This window comes from Nitrosopumilaceae archaeon AB1(1) (genome assembly GCA_033471095.1).
Lineage (GTDB): Archaea > Thermoproteota > Nitrososphaeria > Nitrososphaerales > Nitrosopumilaceae > Nitrosoabyssus > Nitrosoabyssus spongiisocia.
On the sequence record CP136752.1, the window covers coordinates 558,081 to 577,723 of the forward strand.

At 32.7% G+C, this 19,643-nt stretch carries 30 protein-coding genes and 1 tRNA gene; 14 read left to right on the plus strand and 17 right to left on the minus strand.

Features of this window, described 5'->3' with window-relative positions:
* Positions 1-18 precede the first annotated feature (18 nt).
* Positions 19-984 (plus strand): hypothetical protein, encoded by a 966-nt coding sequence (locus R1F52_03315; protein ID WOV93671.1) that lies wholly within the window; start codon positions 19-21, stop codon positions 982-984.
* A gap of 301 nt (positions 985-1,285) precedes the next feature.
* Here R1F52_03315 and R1F52_03320 read toward each other — a convergent pair whose 3' ends face one another.
* A complete protein-coding gene (locus tag R1F52_03320) occupies positions 1,286-2,110 on the minus strand; it encodes a hypothetical protein (protein ID WOV93672.1) in 825 nt (274 codons plus the stop codon).
* Positions 2,094-2,747 (minus strand): hypothetical protein, encoded by a 654-nt coding sequence (locus R1F52_03325; GenBank protein WOV93673.1) that lies wholly within the window; start codon positions 2,745-2,747, stop codon positions 2,094-2,096. The genes R1F52_03320 and R1F52_03325 overlap by 17 nt, the downstream gene beginning before the upstream one ends.
* 242 nt (positions 2,748-2,989) lie before the next feature.
* On the opposite strand from R1F52_03325, the gene pcn reads away from it, so the two are divergent.
* On the plus strand, positions 2,990-3,721 hold the full coding sequence (gene pcn, locus R1F52_03330) for a proliferating cell nuclear antigen (pcna) (protein ID WOV93674.1): 732 nt from the start codon (positions 2,990-2,992) through the stop codon (positions 3,719-3,721).
* Between the two features lie 30 nt (positions 3,722-3,751).
* Positions 3,752-5,149 (plus strand): aspartate kinase, encoded by a 1,398-nt coding sequence (locus R1F52_03335; GenBank protein WOV93675.1) that lies wholly within the window; start codon positions 3,752-3,754, stop codon positions 5,147-5,149.
* Between the two features lie 58 nt (positions 5,150-5,207).
* Here R1F52_03335 and R1F52_03340 read toward each other — a convergent pair whose 3' ends face one another.
* On the minus strand, positions 5,208-5,507 hold the full coding sequence (locus R1F52_03340; protein ID WOV93676.1) for a 4Fe-4S binding protein: 300 nt from the start codon (positions 5,505-5,507) through the stop codon (positions 5,208-5,210).
* An 89-nt stretch (positions 5,508-5,596) separates the two neighbouring features.
* On the minus strand, positions 5,597-6,148 hold the full coding sequence (locus R1F52_03345; GenBank protein ID WOV93677.1) for a hypothetical protein: 552 nt from the start codon (positions 6,146-6,148) through the stop codon (positions 5,597-5,599).
* A 22-nt stretch (positions 6,149-6,170) separates the two neighbouring features.
* On the opposite strand from R1F52_03345, the gene R1F52_03350 reads away from it, so the two are divergent.
* On the plus strand, positions 6,171-7,328 hold the full coding sequence (locus tag R1F52_03350; GenBank protein WOV93678.1) for an aminotransferase class V-fold PLP-dependent enzyme: 1,158 nt from the start codon (positions 6,171-6,173) through the stop codon (positions 7,326-7,328).
* Here the strand turns inward: R1F52_03350 and R1F52_03355 are convergent.
* Entirely contained in the window at positions 7,321-7,578 is a 258-nt protein-coding gene (locus tag R1F52_03355; GenBank protein WOV93679.1) for an Lrp/AsnC ligand binding domain-containing protein, read from the minus strand. The genes R1F52_03350 and R1F52_03355 overlap by 8 nt on opposite strands.
* Positions 7,579-7,684: 106 nt before the next feature.
* Between R1F52_03355 and R1F52_03360 the strand changes: the two genes are divergently transcribed.
* Complete coding sequence (locus tag R1F52_03360) at positions 7,685-8,305, plus strand: cyclase family protein (protein ID WOV93680.1); 621 nt, start codon at positions 7,685-7,687, stop codon at positions 8,303-8,305.
* 23 nt (positions 8,306-8,328) lie between these two features.
* Positions 8,329-8,817 carry a dual specificity protein phosphatase 23 gene (locus R1F52_03365; protein WOV93681.1) on the plus strand — a complete coding sequence of 163 codons (489 nt, stop codon included), beginning with the start codon at positions 8,329-8,331 and terminating at the stop codon, positions 8,815-8,817.
* A gap of 3 nt (positions 8,818-8,820) precedes the next feature.
* On the opposite strand, the gene R1F52_03370 is transcribed toward R1F52_03365, so the two are convergent.
* The 3 genes from R1F52_03370 to R1F52_03380 all read right to left on the minus strand — a co-directional run bounded on the left by R1F52_03370 (position 8,821) and on the right by R1F52_03380 (position 9,811).
* Entirely contained in the window at positions 8,821-8,976 is a 156-nt protein-coding gene (locus tag R1F52_03370) for a hypothetical protein (protein WOV93930.1), read from the minus strand.
* Positions 8,977-8,979: 3 nt separating this feature from the next.
* Positions 8,980-9,165: a hypothetical protein gene (locus R1F52_03375; GenBank protein WOV93682.1), complete on the minus strand. Its 186-nt coding sequence runs from the start codon at positions 9,163-9,165 to the stop codon at positions 8,980-8,982.
* Positions 9,166-9,274: 109 nt separating this feature from the next.
* Complete coding sequence (locus R1F52_03380) at positions 9,275-9,811, minus strand: hypothetical protein (GenBank protein WOV93683.1); 537 nt, start codon at positions 9,809-9,811, stop codon at positions 9,275-9,277.
* Positions 9,812-9,856: 45 nt separating this feature from the next.
* Between R1F52_03380 and R1F52_03385 the strand changes: the two genes are divergently transcribed.
* Genes R1F52_03385 through R1F52_03395 form a run of 3 tightly spaced genes read left to right on the plus strand, consistent with a single transcriptional unit; the run spans position 9,857 to position 11,544 of the window.
* On the plus strand, positions 9,857-10,135 hold the full coding sequence (locus R1F52_03385; protein WOV93684.1) for an RpoL/Rpb11 RNA polymerase subunit family protein: 279 nt from the start codon (positions 9,857-9,859) through the stop codon (positions 10,133-10,135).
* The gene (locus R1F52_03390; GenBank protein WOV93685.1) at positions 10,135-10,449 is read left to right on the plus strand and encodes a transcription factor S; all 315 of its coding nucleotides are present in this window, start codon (positions 10,135-10,137) and stop codon (positions 10,447-10,449) included. Before R1F52_03385 ends, R1F52_03390 begins: the two co-directional genes overlap by 1 nt.
* A 12-nt stretch (positions 10,450-10,461) precedes the next feature.
* The gene (locus R1F52_03395; protein ID WOV93686.1) at positions 10,462-11,544 is read left to right on the plus strand and encodes a DegT/DnrJ/EryC1/StrS family aminotransferase; all 1,083 of its coding nucleotides are present in this window, start codon (positions 10,462-10,464) and stop codon (positions 11,542-11,544) included.
* On the opposite strand, the gene R1F52_03400 is transcribed toward R1F52_03395, so the two are convergent.
* From R1F52_03400 to glnA, 6 genes are read right to left on the minus strand one after another with little or no spacing between them, the layout of a single operon-like run.
* Positions 11,538-11,885: a dUTPase gene (locus R1F52_03400; protein ID WOV93687.1), complete on the minus strand. Its 348-nt coding sequence runs from the start codon at positions 11,883-11,885 to the stop codon at positions 11,538-11,540. The genes R1F52_03395 and R1F52_03400 overlap by 7 nt on opposite strands.
* 50 nt (positions 11,886-11,935) lie before the next feature.
* Positions 11,936-12,538 carry a hypothetical protein gene (locus tag R1F52_03405; GenBank protein ID WOV93688.1) on the minus strand — a complete coding sequence of 201 codons (603 nt, stop codon included), beginning with the start codon at positions 12,536-12,538 and terminating at the stop codon, positions 11,936-11,938.
* Positions 12,535-13,275, minus strand: a complete 741-nt coding sequence (locus tag R1F52_03410) for a serine/threonine protein kinase (GenBank protein WOV93689.1) — start codon at positions 13,273-13,275, stop codon at positions 12,535-12,537. Before R1F52_03410 ends, R1F52_03405 begins: the two co-directional genes overlap by 4 nt.
* Entirely contained in the window at positions 13,250-14,578 is a 1,329-nt protein-coding gene (cca, locus tag R1F52_03415) for a CCA tRNA nucleotidyltransferase (protein ID WOV93690.1), read from the minus strand. The genes R1F52_03410 and cca overlap by 26 nt, the downstream gene beginning before the upstream one ends.
* Positions 14,575-15,093, minus strand: a complete 519-nt coding sequence (gene thpR / locus R1F52_03420) for an RNA 2',3'-cyclic phosphodiesterase (GenBank protein ID WOV93691.1) — start codon at positions 15,091-15,093, stop codon at positions 14,575-14,577. Before thpR ends, cca begins: the two co-directional genes overlap by 4 nt.
* Positions 15,094-15,105: 12 nt before the next feature.
* Positions 15,106-16,566 carry a type I glutamate--ammonia ligase gene (gene glnA / locus R1F52_03425; protein WOV93692.1) on the minus strand — a complete coding sequence of 487 codons (1,461 nt, stop codon included), beginning with the start codon at positions 16,564-16,566 and terminating at the stop codon, positions 15,106-15,108.
* Between the two features lie 48 nt (positions 16,567-16,614).
* Between glnA and R1F52_03430 the strand changes: the two genes are divergently transcribed.
* Positions 16,615-17,214 carry a hypothetical protein gene (locus R1F52_03430; GenBank protein ID WOV93693.1) on the plus strand — a complete coding sequence of 200 codons (600 nt, stop codon included), beginning with the start codon at positions 16,615-16,617 and terminating at the stop codon, positions 17,212-17,214.
* Positions 17,202-17,480 (plus strand): hypothetical protein, encoded by a 279-nt coding sequence (locus R1F52_03435; protein ID WOV93694.1) that lies wholly within the window; start codon positions 17,202-17,204, stop codon positions 17,478-17,480. Before R1F52_03430 ends, R1F52_03435 begins: the two co-directional genes overlap by 13 nt.
* Here the strand turns inward: R1F52_03435 and R1F52_03440 are convergent.
* Positions 17,477-17,695, minus strand: coding sequence for an AN1-type zinc finger domain-containing protein (locus tag R1F52_03440; GenBank protein ID WOV93695.1), 219 nt, complete (start codon positions 17,693-17,695; stop codon positions 17,477-17,479). The genes R1F52_03435 and R1F52_03440 overlap by 4 nt on opposite strands.
* 37 nt (positions 17,696-17,732) lie before the next feature.
* On the opposite strand from R1F52_03440, the gene R1F52_03445 reads away from it, so the two are divergent.
* Complete coding sequence (locus tag R1F52_03445; protein WOV93696.1) at positions 17,733-17,906, plus strand: hypothetical protein; 174 nt, start codon at positions 17,733-17,735, stop codon at positions 17,904-17,906.
* A gap of 61 nt (positions 17,907-17,967) precedes the next feature.
* Here R1F52_03445 and R1F52_03450 read toward each other — a convergent pair whose 3' ends face one another.
* On the minus strand, positions 17,968-18,183 hold the full coding sequence (locus R1F52_03450) for a DUF5678 domain-containing protein (GenBank protein WOV93697.1): 216 nt from the start codon (positions 18,181-18,183) through the stop codon (positions 17,968-17,970).
* Positions 18,184-18,337: 154 nt separating this feature from the next.
* Here R1F52_03450 and R1F52_03455 point away from each other — a divergent pair, with 154 nt between their 5' ends.
* Positions 18,338-19,078, plus strand: coding sequence for an SDR family oxidoreductase (locus tag R1F52_03455; GenBank protein ID WOV93698.1), 741 nt, complete (start codon positions 18,338-18,340; stop codon positions 19,076-19,078).
* On the opposite strand, the gene R1F52_03460 is transcribed toward R1F52_03455, so the two are convergent.
* Positions 19,075-19,269 carry a hypothetical protein gene (locus R1F52_03460; GenBank protein ID WOV93699.1) on the minus strand — a complete coding sequence of 65 codons (195 nt, stop codon included), beginning with the start codon at positions 19,267-19,269 and terminating at the stop codon, positions 19,075-19,077. The genes R1F52_03455 and R1F52_03460 overlap by 4 nt on opposite strands.
* Positions 19,270-19,322: 53 nt before the next feature.
* Between R1F52_03460 and R1F52_03465 the strand changes: the two genes are divergently transcribed.
* Positions 19,323-19,396: transfer RNA gene (locus tag R1F52_03465), tRNA-Pro, on the plus strand.
* Positions 19,397-19,643: the final 247 nt, after the last annotated feature.

The following is a 19,643-nucleotide window of genomic DNA, read 5'->3' on the forward strand; positions in this document are numbered from 1 at the left end:
GGTGAAAGCAATTCCAAATTGACATTACAAGATATTTCGGTAGATAAAGTTATGAAAATGGCTAAATTAATTGCCAATACAGACAGAGATTTATCTAAAGAAGATATTTTCATGGGCTTCGGTTCCAAACAGACTAAAAAAATGTTAGAGAGATCATTGAAAACATGTTTGGATTTGAAAATTATAGTAAAATCAAATAATTGTTTCAAGATAAGACCAGATATGGTTGATGAAATTAGAAATTGTCATGTATCTGATTTGTTAGTTTTATTTAGAAAATTCTTACAAGATTTTCCACCTTTTCTACTTTATGTTAATCTCTTAACTCAGGGACTAACTAAATCAGAATCTGTAGGTTTTATCAAAACACTTATGAAAATAGATAATTCAGAAAAACAAATTATGTTAATTCTCAATAAATGGGGTAATTCATCAGGTGCGTTAAAGAAAGATAAAACAGGTGATTATATCACACTAAAACCCACAAATATTCTACCAAGACAATATTTGGATAAATTAGTTGAATCATTAAATAATGAAATAGGAGTAAAAAACTTTCTAATAGATATTTTGGATGGACGTACTTTCACATTTCTAAGCGAACAAGGACTGGATTTAAACAACATAACAAAAGCATTATTAGAACACGAAAAAAATCCTCGAGATTCCATGTTTGAGGGATTATCTTTTTTTGAGTTTTTTCTCAGAAAAATTACTAAAGATCTTAGTATTGATGTGACCAAATTAGATGGAATTGGTGGTATTGTTAAAAAACTTGAGAATGACAAATTTATTTCACACTCTTTAGCCAACATAGGTCATGGTGTTGGTGGTGCTAGAATTATTAGTAATCATGGAGTTGATAAAGAAACTTCTGAAATATGGAAACAAACTCCGATTGGTTCATTATCTTCAGTATTATTTACTATAATTACTATCAAAAGTTATTATTTGTATATTAAACATAAAGAACTTAGTTTTTAATTAATTTTAAAAGCAAGCATCAAATGTACAAAACCAACTAAACTTTGAGTCCTGATCCGGTCAAAGTTACTATGTATTGTCCACAAAAAAGTGGTAATGAGTTAATATGGGAGAACCTTGGATATTGACTTAGCAAGTCAGCAATTGATATTTATAAATATAGAATAAAATAAAAGTATGGATTCAAATCTCGTGCCTAGCGATTCAAAATTTTGGGAGATTTAGCCATGAGTTTTAAGAGGACCTGAATAGATACAACAAAAATTAACTATACAAAATTATGGTTTATTGTCCATAGTTGTTATGTTACATTTTCAGAATTATTTATATCAAAATTTTCATTATCAAAAATATTTGATTTTATATCAGAATAAAAAGATAATATATTATGCTCCGTGACTGTTGCCTTTCCTGGATGTGCTACATTATTTCTTGTCTTTAAACAAGACTTTAAACGATCAAATTGACTAGAATCAATTAAATCCCCAAATTCTAGAACTTGTAATATATCACTGTCAGGAATTACTTGTAATCCAGCTATATTTTGAACATTGAATGATTTTGTAAATTTTTTATATCTGCCACTTTTAGTTTCATGCATAGTAGTACTTTTCGTATTAAATTCTTCGAATCCTCTATTTTTTATAGTTATTTGAATTCGAGATATTGTAGCATTCCAACCTAATAGAATACTAGCACGGTAACAATTCCACTTGTAACAAGTTTTTGCCTCTCCAAAATAATCTTCTTCCTTCTTTGTTATATTTTCTGAAATATCTAATTGCCTAATTTGATTACTAGTAGTATTAAATATTGCTGGAATCAATTTATTTTTTAAGATTTTAAGTATTTTCGATATTATGTTAACATATGTTTTAACACGAGCATGACTTGAACATGTTTCTAATAACATTGTAAATAATTTTGTACATTCATCAACAGAATCAACATTTTGTAAATAATCAGTTAAACTTGGCTGTATTTCGTCAGACCATCTCCAAGAAATAACTCTACAATCTTCTTTGATATTTTTTCTTGGAATTTTTGTATTTTCGGTAGTTTTTAATTTAGTTTTAATACATGTTAAATCCTTCTGCAAATCTTCTAATTTAGTTCTTTGGTTCATCTATCTTAATAATTTTTTCTATAGTTTCTACTAATTTCTGTTGACCTTGAACATTTAATCTATATTTTATATCTTGTCGTGATTTATTGTTACCTTGCTTGAAAGAAGTATTTTTATTAGCTATAAACAGTCTTTTCCCTGCTTTTAAATGAGTACTAATATTATCATCAAGAACACGATATTTCTTACAAAGTTCATCTATTTCCCTACGCGTACATGAAAAGTTATTATTCACATCTTTAATAAAATTTTTAAGAGTAAGAAGTAATGTAAGTTGAATAACTTGTTTGCCCCTTGCGGCAGGAGGGAGAGTACAGTGTATTTTTATCTCACCATCTTTACTCTCAAATAATTTTTCAATTATGGTTTTATCTAATTTAAATTCTTGAAGAAATATTATAACATGATTTGGCATATCTATTTTATCTTTTAAGATAACGCTCTGTTCATCTTTACTATTTATAGATTCATTATTAGATTTTAAAGAACCTTCTAAATGAAAATTTAATAAAAACTCAAAACATGATTTCTTATATGGCTCTTTAATTTGATCACAGACCGTAATTATTTCTTTAATTTCTGCTAATTTAAATTTGGTTTCTAAGTTCTCTTTATTAATAATTTGTTTATCGACCATATACAAAATTAATTAGTTTATCTTATTAAATAGATTGCTATATAATATACTGTTAAAAATAAGGGGCATTTGACAGCGGTGTTAAATTAAGGTCATGAAAATTAAATTATTATGACTCTTATTCGTATACATGTCCCAAATTTAACACTAGACTGAAAAGTACCGAGTTTTGAACAATGTACTCATCTTTTAGAAATATAAATAACCTATATGCATTAAATTATAACTTGACATTTTCAGTTATGACAAATGGATCAGATGATCTCAAAGCTATAATTTCTGCAATATCTACATTAATGGAAGAGGCGACTTTTGTTGCAACTGAGGAAGGAATAACATTTCGAGGAATGGATCCCTCTCATGTTGCATTGATAGATATTCTTTGGCCAAATTCTGCATTTGAAAATTATGAATGTGATGACAAGATTGAATTTGGTGTAAATATTGTAGATTTTTCCAAACTAATTAGACGAGCTGATAAAAAAGATGCAATAAAGATTAATGTAACTGATGATAATAACCTTCAAGTTGTAATAGGTAAAAATAAGAATTATAAAATTAGATTATTAGAGTCCTCTAGTACAGATACACCATTACCCAAAGTTCCATATAATTCAAAATTTACAATTGAATCTGCATCATTTAATCGAGTTCTTGGTGATATTCAAGTTGTATCTGATTATTTAACGATAACAACAAAGACTAATGGTGTTATCTTTTCTGGTTCAGGGGATAGTGGTGATGCACATGTTGATTTTAAGAAAAACAATGATGAATTAATAGAGTTACAAGTGGATGAGGAGGGAACCGGCACATACAGTCTTGATTATCTAAATCCGGTTGTAAAAGCAGTTGGGAATACAACTGGTTCAATAATGTGTGAATTTTCCTCTTCTAAACCATTACGTCTAGAATTCAAGGTGGCCAATGTAGGTAGAATTCACTTTTATCTTGCACCTAGAGTAGAAAACTAAAAACACAGGTAGATTTTGTAGGATACTGAATTGAAACTAGTCTTAAAATATGGTGGGGAAACGTTAGATGATTCTAAGAGTATAAGCCAGATTGTGGAAAATATCGTAGAGTTGAACAAGAATGCTGATATTGTAGTTGTGTGTTCGGCACTTTCTGGAGTGACTGATAATCTAGTAAAAATCTCTGAACACATTACAAACAAAGATCAAGTATTCATTGATGATATTCTCTCAAATATCATGTCTAAACATGAAAATATTATTCATGAATTAATTCATACTGATTCTAACAAAAAATTAGCACTCAATTTACTCAAGGTTACACTTAACGAATTGAGAGATTTAACAAATGGATTATTACTACTAGGCGAATCTACACCGCGCTCACTAGATTATTTACTCTCATTTGGTGAAAAATTCTCTGCATATCTCTTTTCAACTATTCTACTTGATCATGGCATACAAGCTATTGGACATACTGGTAAAGAAATTGGAATAATTACAGATTCAAACTTTAGTCAAGCACGTATTTTGAAAGACACTACAAAATTACATGTAACTAAAGCTATAAATAAATTATTTTCAAACGGTACCATTCCTGTAGTAGGTGGATTTTCTGGAGCCGATCAATACGGTCACATAACAACTATTGGTAGAGGCGGTTCTGATTACACCGCTACTATAATTGCTCACTGTATACAGGCAGACGAGGTCTGGTTACTTACCAATGTTGATGGAATGATGAGTGCTGATCCTGAAATAGTGAATAACACAACTATAATCAAAAATGTATCCTTTGTGGAAGCAATAGAGATGGCATTGTTTGGAGCAAAGCAAATTCATCCCTTAGCATTTGAACCCATATTAGAACAAAATATATCGATTCGTGTACGTAATGCTTTCAAAATGAATAATGAGGGAACTCTGATCTCAAAGTCAATACATGAAACTGAAAATCCAGCTAAATGTGTATACGCAATACGTCATTGTTGTCTAATTGATATTGTAGGATGGGGTATGACCTCAGAGCCTGGCACGGCAGCTAAAATATTTGCAAATCTTGCGCAAGCTGGAGTGAATATAATGATGATATCTCAAAACCCATCAGAGTCTAGTATATCAATAATGATAAAGGAAGAAGATGTTTCAAAAGCAACTCATTCATTAGAAACAAATCTCTTAGGTAAGATGTTTAAAAATTTGGAATTGACACCAGATGTAGCTGTGGTAACTTTGATTGGTTCTGGAATGCGTGGAACTACTGGAATTGCATCAAGAGTGTTTACATCTGTTGCAAAAAATCATATCAATATTATAATGATAACCCAAGGGTCATCAGAGTTGAATATTGCATTTGCTATAAAAGATAAAGATCATAAAATAGTATTAAATGCACTTCATGAAGAATTTAGTTTATCAAAGTCATGATAATATTTGGCAAAGACCATAATTTTTAAAACAAAAAATAAACAAAAAATAAAAAAGACTAGTCGACTAGTTCAGTCCAACCCTTAACAAAGACAGAGTTTTTGTAAAGAGGAACTGGCTGACCAACAGTAAAGTCCATAGGGCGCATCCAAAAGATGGCCTTGGTTGGGCAAACGCCTATGCATGCTCCATCAGAGATGCAACGTTCTGGATAAAACACGAATGCTTTACCTCTTTTCCAACCCTCGACTGGCTTTACTCTTAAGACGTCTGGTCCTAATGTAGTGCATATTTCAACGCAAAGAGCGCATCCTATACACATTTGTTCACCTATATCAGGTATTATACCAACTGGCATAGTTGAACTTTCAATCTCTGCTTAATATAATTTACCTAATCTAGTATGATTATAACGCTGTTTGAATTTTTTATAACTCCGTTTAGAATCTATACTAGACTAATCAAAGTTCCCTTTTTACTCCATTTTAAATGAATTTTAGTTTCATTCTCTCGATTGATAATTTTACCACCAGTAATGGCAACTGTCCACTCTTTCTTTTTTTTCTTTTTTATCATACAAGGTATTATTACAGTTGATTTTGAATGTCTAGCTATTAATCCTAATAACATAATATGTGCATAAATTATTCGTGTAGAATTTCTCTCTAGCATACTGGATAATCCATTAAGTGAATCTAAAACAATTATTGATCTTTTATTAGATGTGTAACTCATTGCTGACTTTAGAGTATCTTTCCATGTGTATGGTGTAGGTGTTTTTATTGTAACTTTATGATTCGTTTTTATCAAACCAGTATTAATATATCCACTAAATAATAAATCAAAATCCAGATATAGTATGGGTATATCACAATTATTCATTATCTGCGATATTATACTAATCTTGGAAGCTGGCTCTTCATATAACAAGTAATTTAGTGTGTTTTTATTCAGCAGTTTGATAATATCTATATGTTTAAGATTTTTATTTACGGTCACGAATATCATCTCATCTAATATAATGACTCAAATAAATGACGTGAAAGAAGATTTCAATTTTGGCGATAAAATATATCTGAATAATGCATCTGTGTCACTTGTACCCAAGCCTGCGATTAAAGCAATGAATAATTTTCTAATACAATATAATGCACTAGGGGCAGACTCTAAAACCTGTGATTCGTATGTGAATGACAAATTAATCAATACTAGAAAGATTATATCTAAATTAATTAATTGTAAACCTGAAGAACTTGTTCTTGTAAATAGTACTACTGACGGAATTAACATTGTAGCAAACGGTCTGAATCTAACGTCATCATCAAATATTATTACTAGAGGGGGAGCACATGAACATCATGCAAATTATTATCCTTGGCTAAATCTAGGTAAAATAGGAGCACAAGTTAAAAATTTAAAAATAGATGAAAATGGAGTTTTTAATCTTGTACAACTAGAGAATTTTATAGACAAGGAAACTAAACTTGTATCTCTCAGTCATGCTCTATACAATACTGGAGCAATACTTCCTGTTGAGGAGGCAGGGATCATACTATCAGAACAACTCATACCATTTTTGGTTGATGCTGCACAAACTGTAGGATGTCTAAATTCCATTGATGTTAAATCCATCAAATGTGATTTTGCTGCATTTACAGGGGCCAAATGGCTTTGTGGTCCCATGGGAACCGGAATATTATATTGTAAAAAAGAATCTGCTCATCTATTAACTCCTGATAGAATTGGAGGCGAGTCTGCTATGATTTATGATGATGATAAATTAATCTACAAAGACATACCGTCTAAATTTCAAACTGGTTTTAGAAATTATGTGGGAATGGTTGGCCTTGCAGCGTCTGCTGAATATCTATCTAATGTTGGATTTAGTAATATCAGAAATCATATAATGAATCTTGCACAGATTATGCGTGAAGAATTGACAAACATGAGTAATGTTACCATTCATGGACCAGAAGATCCTAAATTACGAACTAGTATTGTATCATTCACAACTAGCAAGTCTGCAGATGATTTAGTCAAACAGCTAGAATCACAGGGTATAGTACTTGCAACTCGTGAAATATACGATAAAAAGATTGTACGTGCATCACCGCATTTTTTCAATACTGAGGAAGAAATTTTACATGTTACAAGTGTCATTAAAACAATTATCAAGTAGACTGTTCATCAATTACAACCATTGTTAGTGTTGCCTGAATATTATCAATTCGTCTAATCTTTGTAGTGATTACTGACTCTAACAACTCTGAATTATCAGAACTAATCTTTAGTATTAGATCATATACTCCATATACCTCTTGAACTTCGTATGTTATACCATCTATACTCTTTAGTATATTATCAATTTCATCGGCGATCGTTTTCTCTGAACCTAATTGAGAGTTTAACAAAACAAACGAAATTGACACGATATGATATACTCTAAATACTATTTATCTTTATGTAGTGATGTAAATATTCAATCAAATAATTAAATACTTTAATTAATCAAATGCTATCATGCTGGATTTTACTTTGGAGATTTCTAAAATCTTACCTAATCATCCTGATTCTCCAAAACAAGAATTAATTCTCTGGAGTGATTTGAATGAGGACGGATATAATCTAGAGATGTTATTTCTTAGCACTCACACAGGTACTCACATGGATGCCCCATATCACTTTAGACACAATGGTTTGAAAATTCATCAAATATCACCAAAACGACTTGTACGAAGTGCAGTTGTAATCAAGATAAAAAAATCAGCCAATCAAAATATTACTACACATGATATAAAGAAATTTGAAAAAATTCATGGCATACTGCCCAAACATGCCTCAATAGTATTTGCAACAGGGTGGTCTGCCCACTTGAAGAATAAATTCTACTTTACAAAATGTCCGGGATTATCTATTTCTGCTGTAAGATATATCGCAACAAAGAAACCGAATCTGATTGGTATAGATACACCAAGTATTGATCCGGGAAATTCTAAGAAATATCCAGCACATCATATTCTTGCAAAATCTAACACACTTGTGGTAGAGAATCTAGTCAATCTTGATAAGATACCTCAGGAATTATTCAAACTAGTAGTTTTACCATTAAAGATACGAAACGCATCCGGTTCACCAGTAAGAGCAATTGCTATTTAAGTAGATAATTCCAAACAATAGCAATGAGCAAACCTGGTAATGTATGGCGACGCATACATGGAAAGATTACAAAAAAACCCACAAATTTTTCATGGGTAATTGATAATAATCTTGCCGGTTCTGGAATACCAACATCACAAGATGAATTTAATTGGATTTTATCAAATAATATTAAATGTGTCATAACCATGACTGAGCAAGCTCTGCCTGGTTCTTGGACAAAAGATATCAAATATTTACATCTACCAACACCAGATTTTTCACCACCCACACTAGATGACATTAATCAAGCTGTTCAATTCATTGATGAGAATATACGAGTGAAACGACCTGTGATGGTTCATTGCGCTGCAGGTCTTGGTAGGGCCGGTACAATTCTCACGTGCTATCTTATCGCACATAAGGGATATTCTGCCAAAGATGCAATTGAAAAGATACGAAATGAACGCCCCGGCTCCATACAATCTGAATCACAGGAAGAAGCAATTTATCATTACGAGAAAGCAGTCTGATAACTATTCTGGTGTACACTCGGATACTAATTTTCCATCAATAATTTTTATTTTGATGGTCTGATTATCCTTAAAAATCAGTGTCAAACCGCCATCTGAGTCTGGATCTTCAACCTTTACTAATTCCATCATACGTATACTATCAAATTTGACCATCATTCATCACTCCGGTATTGACACCGTGCTTATCTTTGTACCATTAATACTAATGAATAGGAATCTATTATCCTTAAAGATTAGTGTGATACCTCCTTCTTTATCTGGTTCTTCAACTTCTAATACAGGCTGACCTAACAATCCATCATATTTTGCCATACTAATCATTATGACATCTTCTTTATAATCCAACACTTGGAAAACATGTTATTTCACTAAATGGTTACCAATTTTTACCCACTCGAAATACTTGACATAATATTTTCAACATGTATAATGATTTATGATGTATTATTAATAATTATTTTATTGTTACCTTAAATGAATCAGAATGTTTTGAGATTTTATCTTTTTCAATATAGTCATGCTTTTCCCATGACACAAATACCTCAGCACTTGTACTGTGTGTACCAATTCCAAGAACAGAGGCATCAAATTCAAAGTCTTCCTCAAAATCAAATAGTTCACCTTTAACTTCTTCCTCAGTTAATTTAATTACTGGTTTGAAATTTTTTGATACTTGTACCCACACCCGTTTCTCTTTCATAGGATTTACCAAGTTTGGATTACGTGTCCAAAAAATTGCAGCTTTTTTATACGTATCTACAATCTCACCTAAATTCTGTTTTCGTAATTTTCCACTAGAAAGTTTAACCCCATATTTCATCTTAAACGTAACATCATTTTTCTCATATGATTTCGTCCAGTTTTTTTCTGTAAATACATCTCTGAGTTCCCCTTTGAGTGAAAACTTTGTATGCACAACAATCTTGTCTGCCATAGAGTATGATTCATTTTCTGTAGATATGTTGATGCTTGATATGTAGTTGTCAGTCAATTGTATTGATAATTATTTATAACCGCAATAATTACTTTATCTCACATGGAAATTCAAGTCTTGGAATCTTCACCTAAACAAGTCCAATTATCGGTCATAGAATCTGATATAGGTCTATTATACATCATACAGCACGAATTATTATCTAGAAAGGATATTGATTTTGCAGGAGTTATCGTAAAACATCCACTTACCAACGAGTGTTGGGTAAAGGTTGATTCTACCAAAGATCCCCTGCCAAAACTAATGTCATCAGTTGATGATTCTCTCAAAGTAATTGATAACTTAATCTCAGTGTTTCAATCTTCAATAAAGAAAGAATAATGAAATTCTGTCCTATATGCTCTTCACGCCTGAAAAATAACGGTACTGCTTTGGCATGTATAAAATGTGATTTTACTGAAGGAATAGTATCAAAAGATAAATCTGAAATAAAAACTAAAAACACCACATCTGAATTTAATGTGTTTGATGAAAAAGATAAAGATGAATCACTACCAACAATAAGTATTGAATGTGAAAAATGTGGTAATGATCAAGCTGTATGGTGGATGCTACAAACTAGAAGTGCAGATGAACCGACAACTCAATTTTATCGATGTGTAAAGTGCAAACATACGTGGCGTGATTATTCCTAATGTTGGTTAATCATGATTCCAATTAATATCCCAAGTTTAGATAAACGTGAAAAAAATGCTGTACTAAAAATATTGAATACTGGAGTATTAACATCTGCAGCAAGGACAGGGGGACCTAGTGTGAGAATGTTTGAAAAAGCAGTATCCTCATTTGTAAATTCACGATATGTTCTAGCTGTCAATTCAGGCACAGCTGCCCTTCAGGCAGTTCTCTATGGATTAGGGGTAAAATCTGGTGATGAGGTACTTTTACCCTCATTTACGTTCCTAGCAACTGCAAATGCTGTTTTATCTGTTGGTGCAAAACCCGTCTTTGTTGATATTAGTAATAATAATTATACCATGGATCCAATAAATCTACAAAAAAAGATCACGAAAAAATCCAAAGTAGTAATACCTGTTCATATGTTTGGAAATGTTGCATATCTAGAACCACTTTTAGATATAGCAAAATCTCATAATCTCAAAGTGTTAGAGGACGCAGCACAGTCTATGGGTTCTACTCTGAATAATAAACACACAGCAACATTTGGAGATGCAGGAATCTTTAGTATGTATCCAGGTAAGGTAATGACTACAGGAGAGGGAGGAATTATAATTAGTCGCAGCAAAAAGTTGCACGATAAAATTCTCATGATAAGAAATCATGGAATGTTTAACGGTTATGACAGCAGAATTTTAGGATTGAATTTTCGAATGCAAGAGATGAGTGCTGCTATTGGTACCATTCAAGTAAAGAAATTATCATCATTTCTAAAAAAACGGCGTAAAAATGCTAAAATCTTATCTGAATTATTATCTGATATCATTAATGTACCAGTAGAGAGAAGCGGTGAGAGAGTAAATTGGCTCTTGTATACTGTACAGGTTAAAAATCGTAATAAGATTCTAAAATATCTGTTATCTAAAGGGGTGGGAGCTGCGGCATACTATTCCACACCTATACACAAGACCCCATTGTATAGATCGAATGTGAAATTACCCATAACTGTTCGTGTATCGAATCGTATATTGTCACTACCAGTACACCCCAAAGTTACAGAGAACAATCTGCATTATATCGCAAAAACTCTTACTAGTGCATTACGTCAATAATCATCTTTTTGTCTCTGATGATTAATCTTATTCTTTTTCGTATACTCTTCTAGAATATCTTTAGGTTGTAGATTCAATTCAATAGATGCTTGAATTAGAAAATGCCAAATATCAATCAATTCCTCTCTTGCATTTTTTGTATCAAACTCGTTTGGATTCTTCCACCACTTCCAATTAGTAAGTCGTTGCAGTTCAATTGTTTCATGAATCATGGCAGTACATAATGCAGATATACGTTCTTCAGTACCACTTGGATACCTGTCTGAATTTATAGCATCTGCCAATTTACGTTGCATCGTAAATAGTAACTCTAGTGTATCTGGCTCTTCAAAATTATTCAATGTTGACATTTTTGTATGTTTACCTAAATGTCTTTATGTTTTTAAAACATTTAATCAATATTCAAAGTTAATGATTGCCAAATGTACCATGTTGCAATACTCCTAAAGGGACGCCATTTCTCAGCAATGACTAACATCTCTTTTTCAGACATTGACTGGTTAGAGTACATCTTTCTGAATCCATTTCGTACACCTAAATCTCCAAGAGGCAAAATATCCAATCTACCCAAAGTAAACATTAGAAACATCTCTGCAGTCCATCTGCCTACTCCTTTAATCATTACTAACTGCTCTACAACTTTTTCATCAGATAATCGTGATATGGACCGAAGTTTCAACTCTCTTGACTCTATCTTTGCAGACAAATCTCTAATATACTCTATTTTCCTCTCTGATAGACCAACTTTTCTTAATTTCTTATGAGAGAATCCCAATGTCTCATCTGGTTTTGGAAATCTCCCATCTCCAAGTTTGGAGAATCTCTTAAAGATGGCCTGAGCTGCGGCACCTGCTAATTGTTGTGAAATTATAGCTCTTACTAGTGACTCGTATCTGTTTTTCACATGTTTCAATTTGCATTCTCCTACTTTTAATATGACATCTCTCATCACCTGATCTTTACTCAAAGTTTTGATTGCTTTGGCTGGAATCATAAATCTAACACTTTGAGTAATTTATTAAATTGTACTCTGGACATATCTTTCTTGTATGCACGTAATGCTTTAATCAAAACATCTCTTCGTGGAACTTTACGATACTTTTTGATTTTTTTTGCAATTCGGGGAACAATGAATAATCCTTGTGTTGCAGATGTAACATTTGATGGATGTCTGTTACTGCTTGCACTTTCAAAATCCATCAAAGTAGTCTTGCGACCAATAATTACATGTCTTGATATTCTACTCAATTCCCCATGATCAACTCTTGCCATATCCAGCTTGAAACAATCTGTCAAGATTTTTTTCAAATGTCTATTGATATTCGTCGAGTCTTCCAACCAATCTGAAATTCTTTTACCACTGGTATACTCCATTACAAGAATATCACTACTCGATGCAATGAATCTAGGACCGACCCCAACATTATTTACCAACTGTAACAATTTGGATTCATTATTCATGTTCCTTCTACGTGAATCTAAACGACGAATCTTTACAGCGACTTTGATGTCATTCATTCTACCTAGTAGTACTATACCTGAATAACCTTTTCCAAGAATATCTTGATTCAATATTCTGGTACATCCTACAAATGCTATTTTCTGTATATCCAGTTTGCTCATCTGTGCAATGCGTCTCTTCACTTGAGCACGACTCCCATTTGGAAATCCTACTATGCCACTGTATGGTTCCTCTCCAAGTCGGTTAATATTTAGAAAAGAATGCTTCATCTACAGACACAAATTCGTATAATGCCTTTTTAATTAATTTGTTTTTGACTTGCCTGCCAAGTATTACTTTGAACTGTTTGATATCATTTTGAATACCTTTTGATACCCCCATGGCGTACAAGTTATTCTTTAATGAGTCATTAAGAAATTTACCTGCATGTGTTGCATCTCTCTTGTGTAATGATAAAACATTACCACTAGAATTTATCCACATAGATATGCTAGTTTTGAAATTTTTATTTATAAATTTCTGCACGTGATCACCACCATAAATTGTAGGTCCATTCTTTATCATGTTTTTATTAATATCCATACTTTGTAAAGCAAACAACATGTATACCACACCCTGATTAATAATAACCATATTTTGTAATGGATTGAATCCTGCCATGATTAATTGTCGTGAAAGTGATGTAGCTGTTCTTTTACTCTGACCCCATATGATTTCTGGACTTCTTGACTTGAAACTAAACTGCACAACTAGACAGTCATCTAAATTGCCATTTGGTTTCATAGTTTTCTTGTTTGCAAATGATGAATGTGTAGGTTTTTTAAGATATTTTCTACTTGCAAGAACGAATTTCACTAAATTTTCGGTAGATATTGCAGCTGCTAAATTCCTATTATTATCAACTGGATCTATGATTACAATTGGTGTTTTAAACTTTAAACTAGTATCTCCTATTATTTCATTTTCCTTTATTGTTGCCATTTTTTTTATAACATTAGAAAAATTACCAAGATTCCAAATTAATACCTCTGATACGTATCCACTGAATCCTTCCTTTGCAATCTCTGCACCATAAATCATATTACTTTTTAAAAATGCCTTTAACAATCTAACATCTTGCTGTTTTTTTGATGTGAGATGCTTCTTCATGAATGTGGTGTGGTACTGTGATCTATCAGCAGCGCTATGCCAATCCCCTATTTTGACATCATAACACCCAACTACATTAACACGTGTACCCTGAACTACTGCCTCTACATACGGATGTTCGGCAAATCGTACATACGGCTTGTATTTCTTCATGGATGTATATCCAATATCAAGTACTAATTTTGTGAATTTTTCATCGCTAACATTTTTCTCTACTTTAACAAAAATATCAATATCTGCACCTACAAGCCAAGTATTCTTTGCATATAATCCACCCAACTCTACACCCGTCACAATGTCTAATTTTGAACTACTTGCCTCAACCAACTTTAGTGTCATATCTGCAATCTTTTTCTTTCTTCTCTTCTCTGAAATATTTGGAGTTAGCAGTCTCCTTGCTCTTTCCTGAATTACACTCCTCATCCCAATCTTACCTCACCTAAATCTGAGTATATCACTCCTTTTGAATCCAACACACTCTGTTTTAATTTGAATTTTGTTATACTTTGTGAATGAAATGATTCATTCGAAAACTCTTCCAACTTGTTGCCAAAATTTGTTTCATGTTTGATTCTACATATGGTAAGATGGGGTTTGAATTTTTTTGTTGGTGTATAGTAATTAATAGCCATTAATGATTCTTGGATGGTATGTGCCAATTGGATTAGTGATTCACTCCCATGAGTGGTATTCATCCATAAAATTCTAGGATTCTTTGCACTAGGAAATGCACCTAATCCACTTAATGTTATATGAAATGGCTCCATCTTTACTCTCTGTAACGCGGCCATTACTCTATCTGATGAATCAATCTCACCGAGAAATGCAAGTGTAAAGTGTAGATTTTCTACTTTTATCGGCTTTTCTTTTAATTCAAGCGTGTCTCTAATTTTACTAATTATATCATGTATGTATCTACTGGTAATTTCTATGCACACAAATGCTCGCATCTATACATCAAAATATAAATAAAATTCATGTGGATGTGGTCTCACTGAAATCTCTTTTTGATCTTGTCTCTCCAACACAATTATTTTATCAATTACTTCATTAGAAAATACTGGATTGAGGAATTTGCGATCGCTTTCCAATTCATCAAGTGCCTCACCTAGATTAGCAGGTAAAATATCAATTTTCTTTTTGTCACGCATAGCTTTTGTCATTTTGAAAATATCTTCTTTAGTTTGTTCTCCTGGATCTGACTTCTTTTTTATACCATCTAATCCTGCTGCTAAGACTGCTGAAAATACAAGGTATGGATTTGCAGATGGATCAGGGGCTCTGAATTCTAGTCGTTTGAGTTTAGAGTATTTATCACCAGAAAAGTGTTCAGGAATTCTAACAATAGCAAATCTATTACTTGAACTCCATGCAATGTATACTGGGGCCTCATATCCTGGTACCAATCTATGGTAAGAGTTTGTTGTAGGATTGGCTATGGCACATAGAGCTTTTGCGTGATTAATTATTCCGCCACAAAAGTACCTACCAATCTGGCTCAATTCTGCGTCCTCTTTTTTATCATAAAACGCATTTTGCTTATTCTTCCATAGACTTACGTTCGTATGCATTCCAAATCCTGCATCCATGGCTATTGGTTTTGGCATCATAGTTGCAATTTTGTTATGATTTTTCACTACATTACGCACGACAAACTTGTAAGACTGTGTGGCATCTGCTGCATTTGTCATATAGTCATATTTGATATCAATCTCACACTGTCCTGCTGTTGCAACTTCGTGATGGTGATTGTCGCAAAGAACGCCAAAATTTTCATTCAAAATATCGACACATTCATTTCTAAATGGCGTGAGTGTATCTGATGGTGTACTAGGATAGTAACCTTCCTTTAGTCCCATTGGAAAACCTGTACCCTCTTTACTCCATGGAGATTCAACTGATTCTATTGAATATGATTGACCTTTGTATGGTGTAAGTACAGCCCAATGTACTTCATCGAATACAAAAAATTCAACCTCCGGTCCCCAATAACTAAAATCAAATCCTTGTGTTTTCACAAATTTTTCTGCCTTTTGACATATTCCGCGCGGGTCACTGTCCAATCGTCCACGTCCTCTGCCCCAATAAATATCGCAGAGTAATCTAGCAGTTTTTTTCTCTGTTAGCCATGGTATAATTGCAAATGTATTTGGATCAGGTTTTAAAATAAGATCAGAATCATCAATGGTTGTAAATCCAACAATTGATGAACCATCAAGTTTCGGTAATCCATCAACCATCTGATCTTGTGTAAATGTACTTGCAGAGATGGTTGTGTGGTGAAATCGTCCAGTTAGACCTGTAAATTGAAAATCTATAAACTTTATATTTTCATGACTAATCAGTGAGAAAACATCATCTACAGAATATTTAATTTGTAAAGATTCACCGTGGTTTAGCTTGTAAGGCAAATTATATCGTCAAATAGGAACAAATAACCCACCATTTAAGGTTTGAGTATGTCAGAGACTAAGGATATTACCCTAGACGCTCTCCACTCTTATCTTAATAGAGAGATACAAAATGATATTCCACACGAGATGCCGCTTGAGACTTACACATCTATAGCAGAGTTTTTAGACAAATTCGCTAACGAACAATACGATGATACCCGAAATAGTATTAGAGATGCCATGATTAATCTGATAAAGACAATGGCCTCGTTACTACTCCGCATTAGACTAGAGAAAGCTCATCGGAATAATGGCATGTATACTCTAAATCTACTAAATTTAGAAAAATATATTCTATCTATGAATGAGAAAATGATAGGACGGGAAAAATCAGTTTCAGAGGCAATCTTAAATGGTCAAACAGAATTGTTGAAATCTATGTCTCAAGAACAAAATAAAGAAATGGTTTTGACACGTTTTTTAAAACCTGCTGATGTTATGATGGGGGTAAATCTCAAACAGTACGGTCCTTTCGAGTCTGAAGATGTTGCTACCATCCCATTTGAAAATGCACATGCACTTGTTACTCAAAACATTGCTGTTTTTATAGAACAATCAGCTGCAAATAAAATACACGACAATTCAAATCAAACATGTCCCATCTAGATGTAGATGTATTTGATTTTTTACTAATAGCATTATACCCCGGAGCTGGATTATTAATTATAGAATTAATTAGTAGAGCGGTAAAAATTCCTAATTGGATAAAGTTATCTATACAAGGTATTGCAATGCTTGGATTTGCAGTAGCCTATGTTACACTAATTACCGCACACTGGCTTACATCACTAGTACTCGCTGCTCTTGCTATATCCTTATTTTATCAAGCACGCAGAATGCGTATATTTCCCAATAAAACTGAATTATACTAACGCTTGAATCGATCTAGAAATTTTTTAAAAAATGATGACGTATCTTTGCGTACTATACCTTTTTTTCCAAATCGTCCTGCATGTATCTGTGTCAATTTTACACATCTGTGCTCCTCAGGCAATCTATGTTCTGCACAAAATGGATCTTTACAATAATTGCATTCAAAAGGCATGTCTGTTTCGTCACCACAATATGCGCACTTTTCTATTTTCATTAATAATATCTAGTGTAATTCACATAAATCTTATTCTATGAAATACTCTGCTCAAAATGAAGAGGTATTTGATATGGGTGTTAAATTAGAGGCATGGAATTGGCTATTTATGATTTTAAAGGATCCGAATACATTCGATTGTTTAGTAAAAACAACTTCAGTCTTAGGCCTACGTACAGATGTGTCAGAATTAGGTACAGAACCACTATGATAATCAAATTTTAATTCGTCATAAACTCTTTTTTTATATGATAAATTTGTTCATCTTGAATTCATAATAACAATACTTCGTTTTCGTCTACACTTCGAATTCTTTTTAATAATGGGGTATATGAGGGGGATTTTTGTATAGCCATATTATATGTCTCAATCATATCGTCACTATTAGCAATTACATTTTTACCTACTATCGCAATCCATTTTCCACTATACTTTTTTTTATCTTGTTCGGTCATAGATGACAAATAGATATCTTCTGTACTGGACATTGTAAACTATATTCATAACCCTGATATTGATGTTTTTACTAAACAATCGAATGTATTCAAATCCTTTAAAATTCTGCTCATAAATAGTGAAAAATTTGAGTTGTTAGACAAGGAATCGGAATACATTTTTATGATTTTCATTACTAATAATATCATGATAACTGGCAAAGTAGCACTAGTTACCGGTGCTAGTAGTGGTATAGGTTATGCCACTGCCATTGCACTTGCAAAAGCTGGTGCCAAAGTTGCAATTTGTGCTCGAAGAACAGATAAACTAGCACAATTAGAAGAAGAAATTAAAAAAATTGGTGCAGAGGTATTGGTACAAAAAGTCGATGTAACTGTAAGATCTGAATGTGAATCTTTTGCAAAGAAAGTTCTTAATGAATGGAACTCTATTGATATTTTAGTAAATAATGCAGGACTCATGCCTCTGAGTTTTATAAAAAATCTCAAAGTAGATGAATGGGATCAAATGATTGATGTGAATATTAAAGGTGTCTTGTATTGTACGGCAGCAGTTATTTTACATATGAAGGAGAAAAAATCCGGTCACATCATTAACATATCCTCTGTTGCGGGACGACTTGTTTTTCCTGCCGGTAGTGTATACTGTGCTACAAAACATGCAATTACAGCTTTTAGTGAAGGGTTGCGACAAGAGTTGAGTGCACGCAGTAACATTAGAGTGACATGTATTGAACCTGGAGTTGTAACTACTGAATTAACTAATACCATAACCGATGAATCACTACAAACTTTTGTAGAAGGGGCTAAAAAGATGGAATCACTACGAGCAGAAGATATTGCAAATACGATATTATATGCTGCTCAAGCTCCCAAGCATGTAAATGTAAATGAGATCTTGATACGACCAGTTGAACAAGAACGCTAGTCTTTCTCTTTTGTCAAATATTCTAAAATCACTTTGACTTCTGGTGCCAATTCTGCATCTTTAGCAATGTCTAGCTTTTCTAAAAGTGAATCCTTGAAATTTTTGTCTTCTAGATCGATACGTAATTTCTCCTTACAATCAGTATGGTCCCCTGTTGCTGAAATCTTATTACAAATTGAACATTTTGCCATGATTAATTGTATAATAATATGATTTAATAATTTCACTATTGGAATTTACTCGTGGGACCGTCGTCTAGATTGGTATGATGCTAGCCTGGGGTGCTAGTGGTCGCAGGTTCAAATCCTGCCGGTCCCATCATACTTTAGTGACTCAAATAATTCCACAACGTAACACAAACATTAGACTTGGAAGATGTTGGAGAAAATATCTGTTGATAATTTTCTAGAATCTATGAGAAGCAATGGAAACTAGACGCATGTACTAGTCGGAATGAGTTACTGAAAGGGTTGGCAACAGCTAATTAGTATTAATTCAATCTTTTGAATATCTAGTTTATATATCAAAACTGCATAAAGAATTAATGACACCATTCAGTGATTTA

Coding starts and splice junctions, on each gene's coding strand:
- R1F52_03320 (WOV93672.1), bottom strand. CDS start 2,110: ATGAACCAAAGAACTAAATTAGAAGATTTGCAGAAGGATTTAACATGT.
- R1F52_03325 (WOV93673.1), bottom strand. CDS start 2,747: ATGGTCGATAAACAAATTATTAATAAAGAGAACTTAGAAACCAAATTT.
- pcn (WOV93674.1), top strand. CDS start 2,990: ATGACAAATGGATCAGATGATCTCAAAGCTATAATTTCTGCAATATCT.
- R1F52_03340 (WOV93676.1), bottom strand. CDS start 5,507: ATGCCAGTTGGTATAATACCTGATATAGGTGAACAAATGTGTATAGGA.
- R1F52_03350 (WOV93678.1), top strand. CDS start 6,171: ATGACTCAAATAAATGACGTGAAAGAAGATTTCAATTTTGGCGATAAA.
- R1F52_03365 (WOV93681.1), top strand. CDS start 8,329: ATGAGCAAACCTGGTAATGTATGGCGACGCATACATGGAAAGATTACA.
- R1F52_03370 (WOV93930.1), bottom strand. CDS start 8,976: ATGATGGTCAAATTTGATAGTATACGTATGATGGAATTAGTAAAGGTT.
- R1F52_03385 (WOV93684.1), top strand. CDS start 9,857: ATGGAAATTCAAGTCTTGGAATCTTCACCTAAACAAGTCCAATTATCG.
- R1F52_03390 (WOV93685.1), top strand. CDS start 10,135: ATGAAATTCTGTCCTATATGCTCTTCACGCCTGAAAAATAACGGTACT.
- R1F52_03395 (WOV93686.1), top strand. CDS start 10,462: ATGATTCCAATTAATATCCCAAGTTTAGATAAACGTGAAAAAAATGCT.
- R1F52_03405 (WOV93688.1), bottom strand. CDS start 12,538: ATGATTCCAGCCAAAGCAATCAAAACTTTGAGTAAAGATCAGGTGATG.
- R1F52_03410 (WOV93689.1), bottom strand. CDS start 13,275: ATGAAGCATTCTTTTCTAAATATTAACCGACTTGGAGAGGAACCATAC.
- cca (WOV93690.1), bottom strand. CDS start 14,578: ATGAGGAGTGTAATTCAGGAAAGAGCAAGGAGACTGCTAACTCCAAAT.
- R1F52_03430 (WOV93693.1), top strand. CDS start 16,615: ATGTCAGAGACTAAGGATATTACCCTAGACGCTCTCCACTCTTATCTT.
- R1F52_03435 (WOV93694.1), top strand. CDS start 17,202: ATGTCCCATCTAGATGTAGATGTATTTGATTTTTTACTAATAGCATTA.
- R1F52_03440 (WOV93695.1), bottom strand. CDS start 17,695: ATGAAAATAGAAAAGTGCGCATATTGTGGTGACGAAACAGACATGCCT.
- R1F52_03445 (WOV93696.1), top strand. CDS start 17,733: ATGAAATACTCTGCTCAAAATGAAGAGGTATTTGATATGGGTGTTAAA.
- R1F52_03450 (WOV93697.1), bottom strand. CDS start 18,183: ATGTCCAGTACAGAAGATATCTATTTGTCATCTATGACCGAACAAGAT.
- R1F52_03455 (WOV93698.1), top strand. CDS start 18,338: ATGATAACTGGCAAAGTAGCACTAGTTACCGGTGCTAGTAGTGGTATA.
- R1F52_03460 (WOV93699.1), bottom strand. CDS start 19,269: ATGGCAAAATGTTCAATTTGTAATAAGATTTCAGCAACAGGGGACCAT.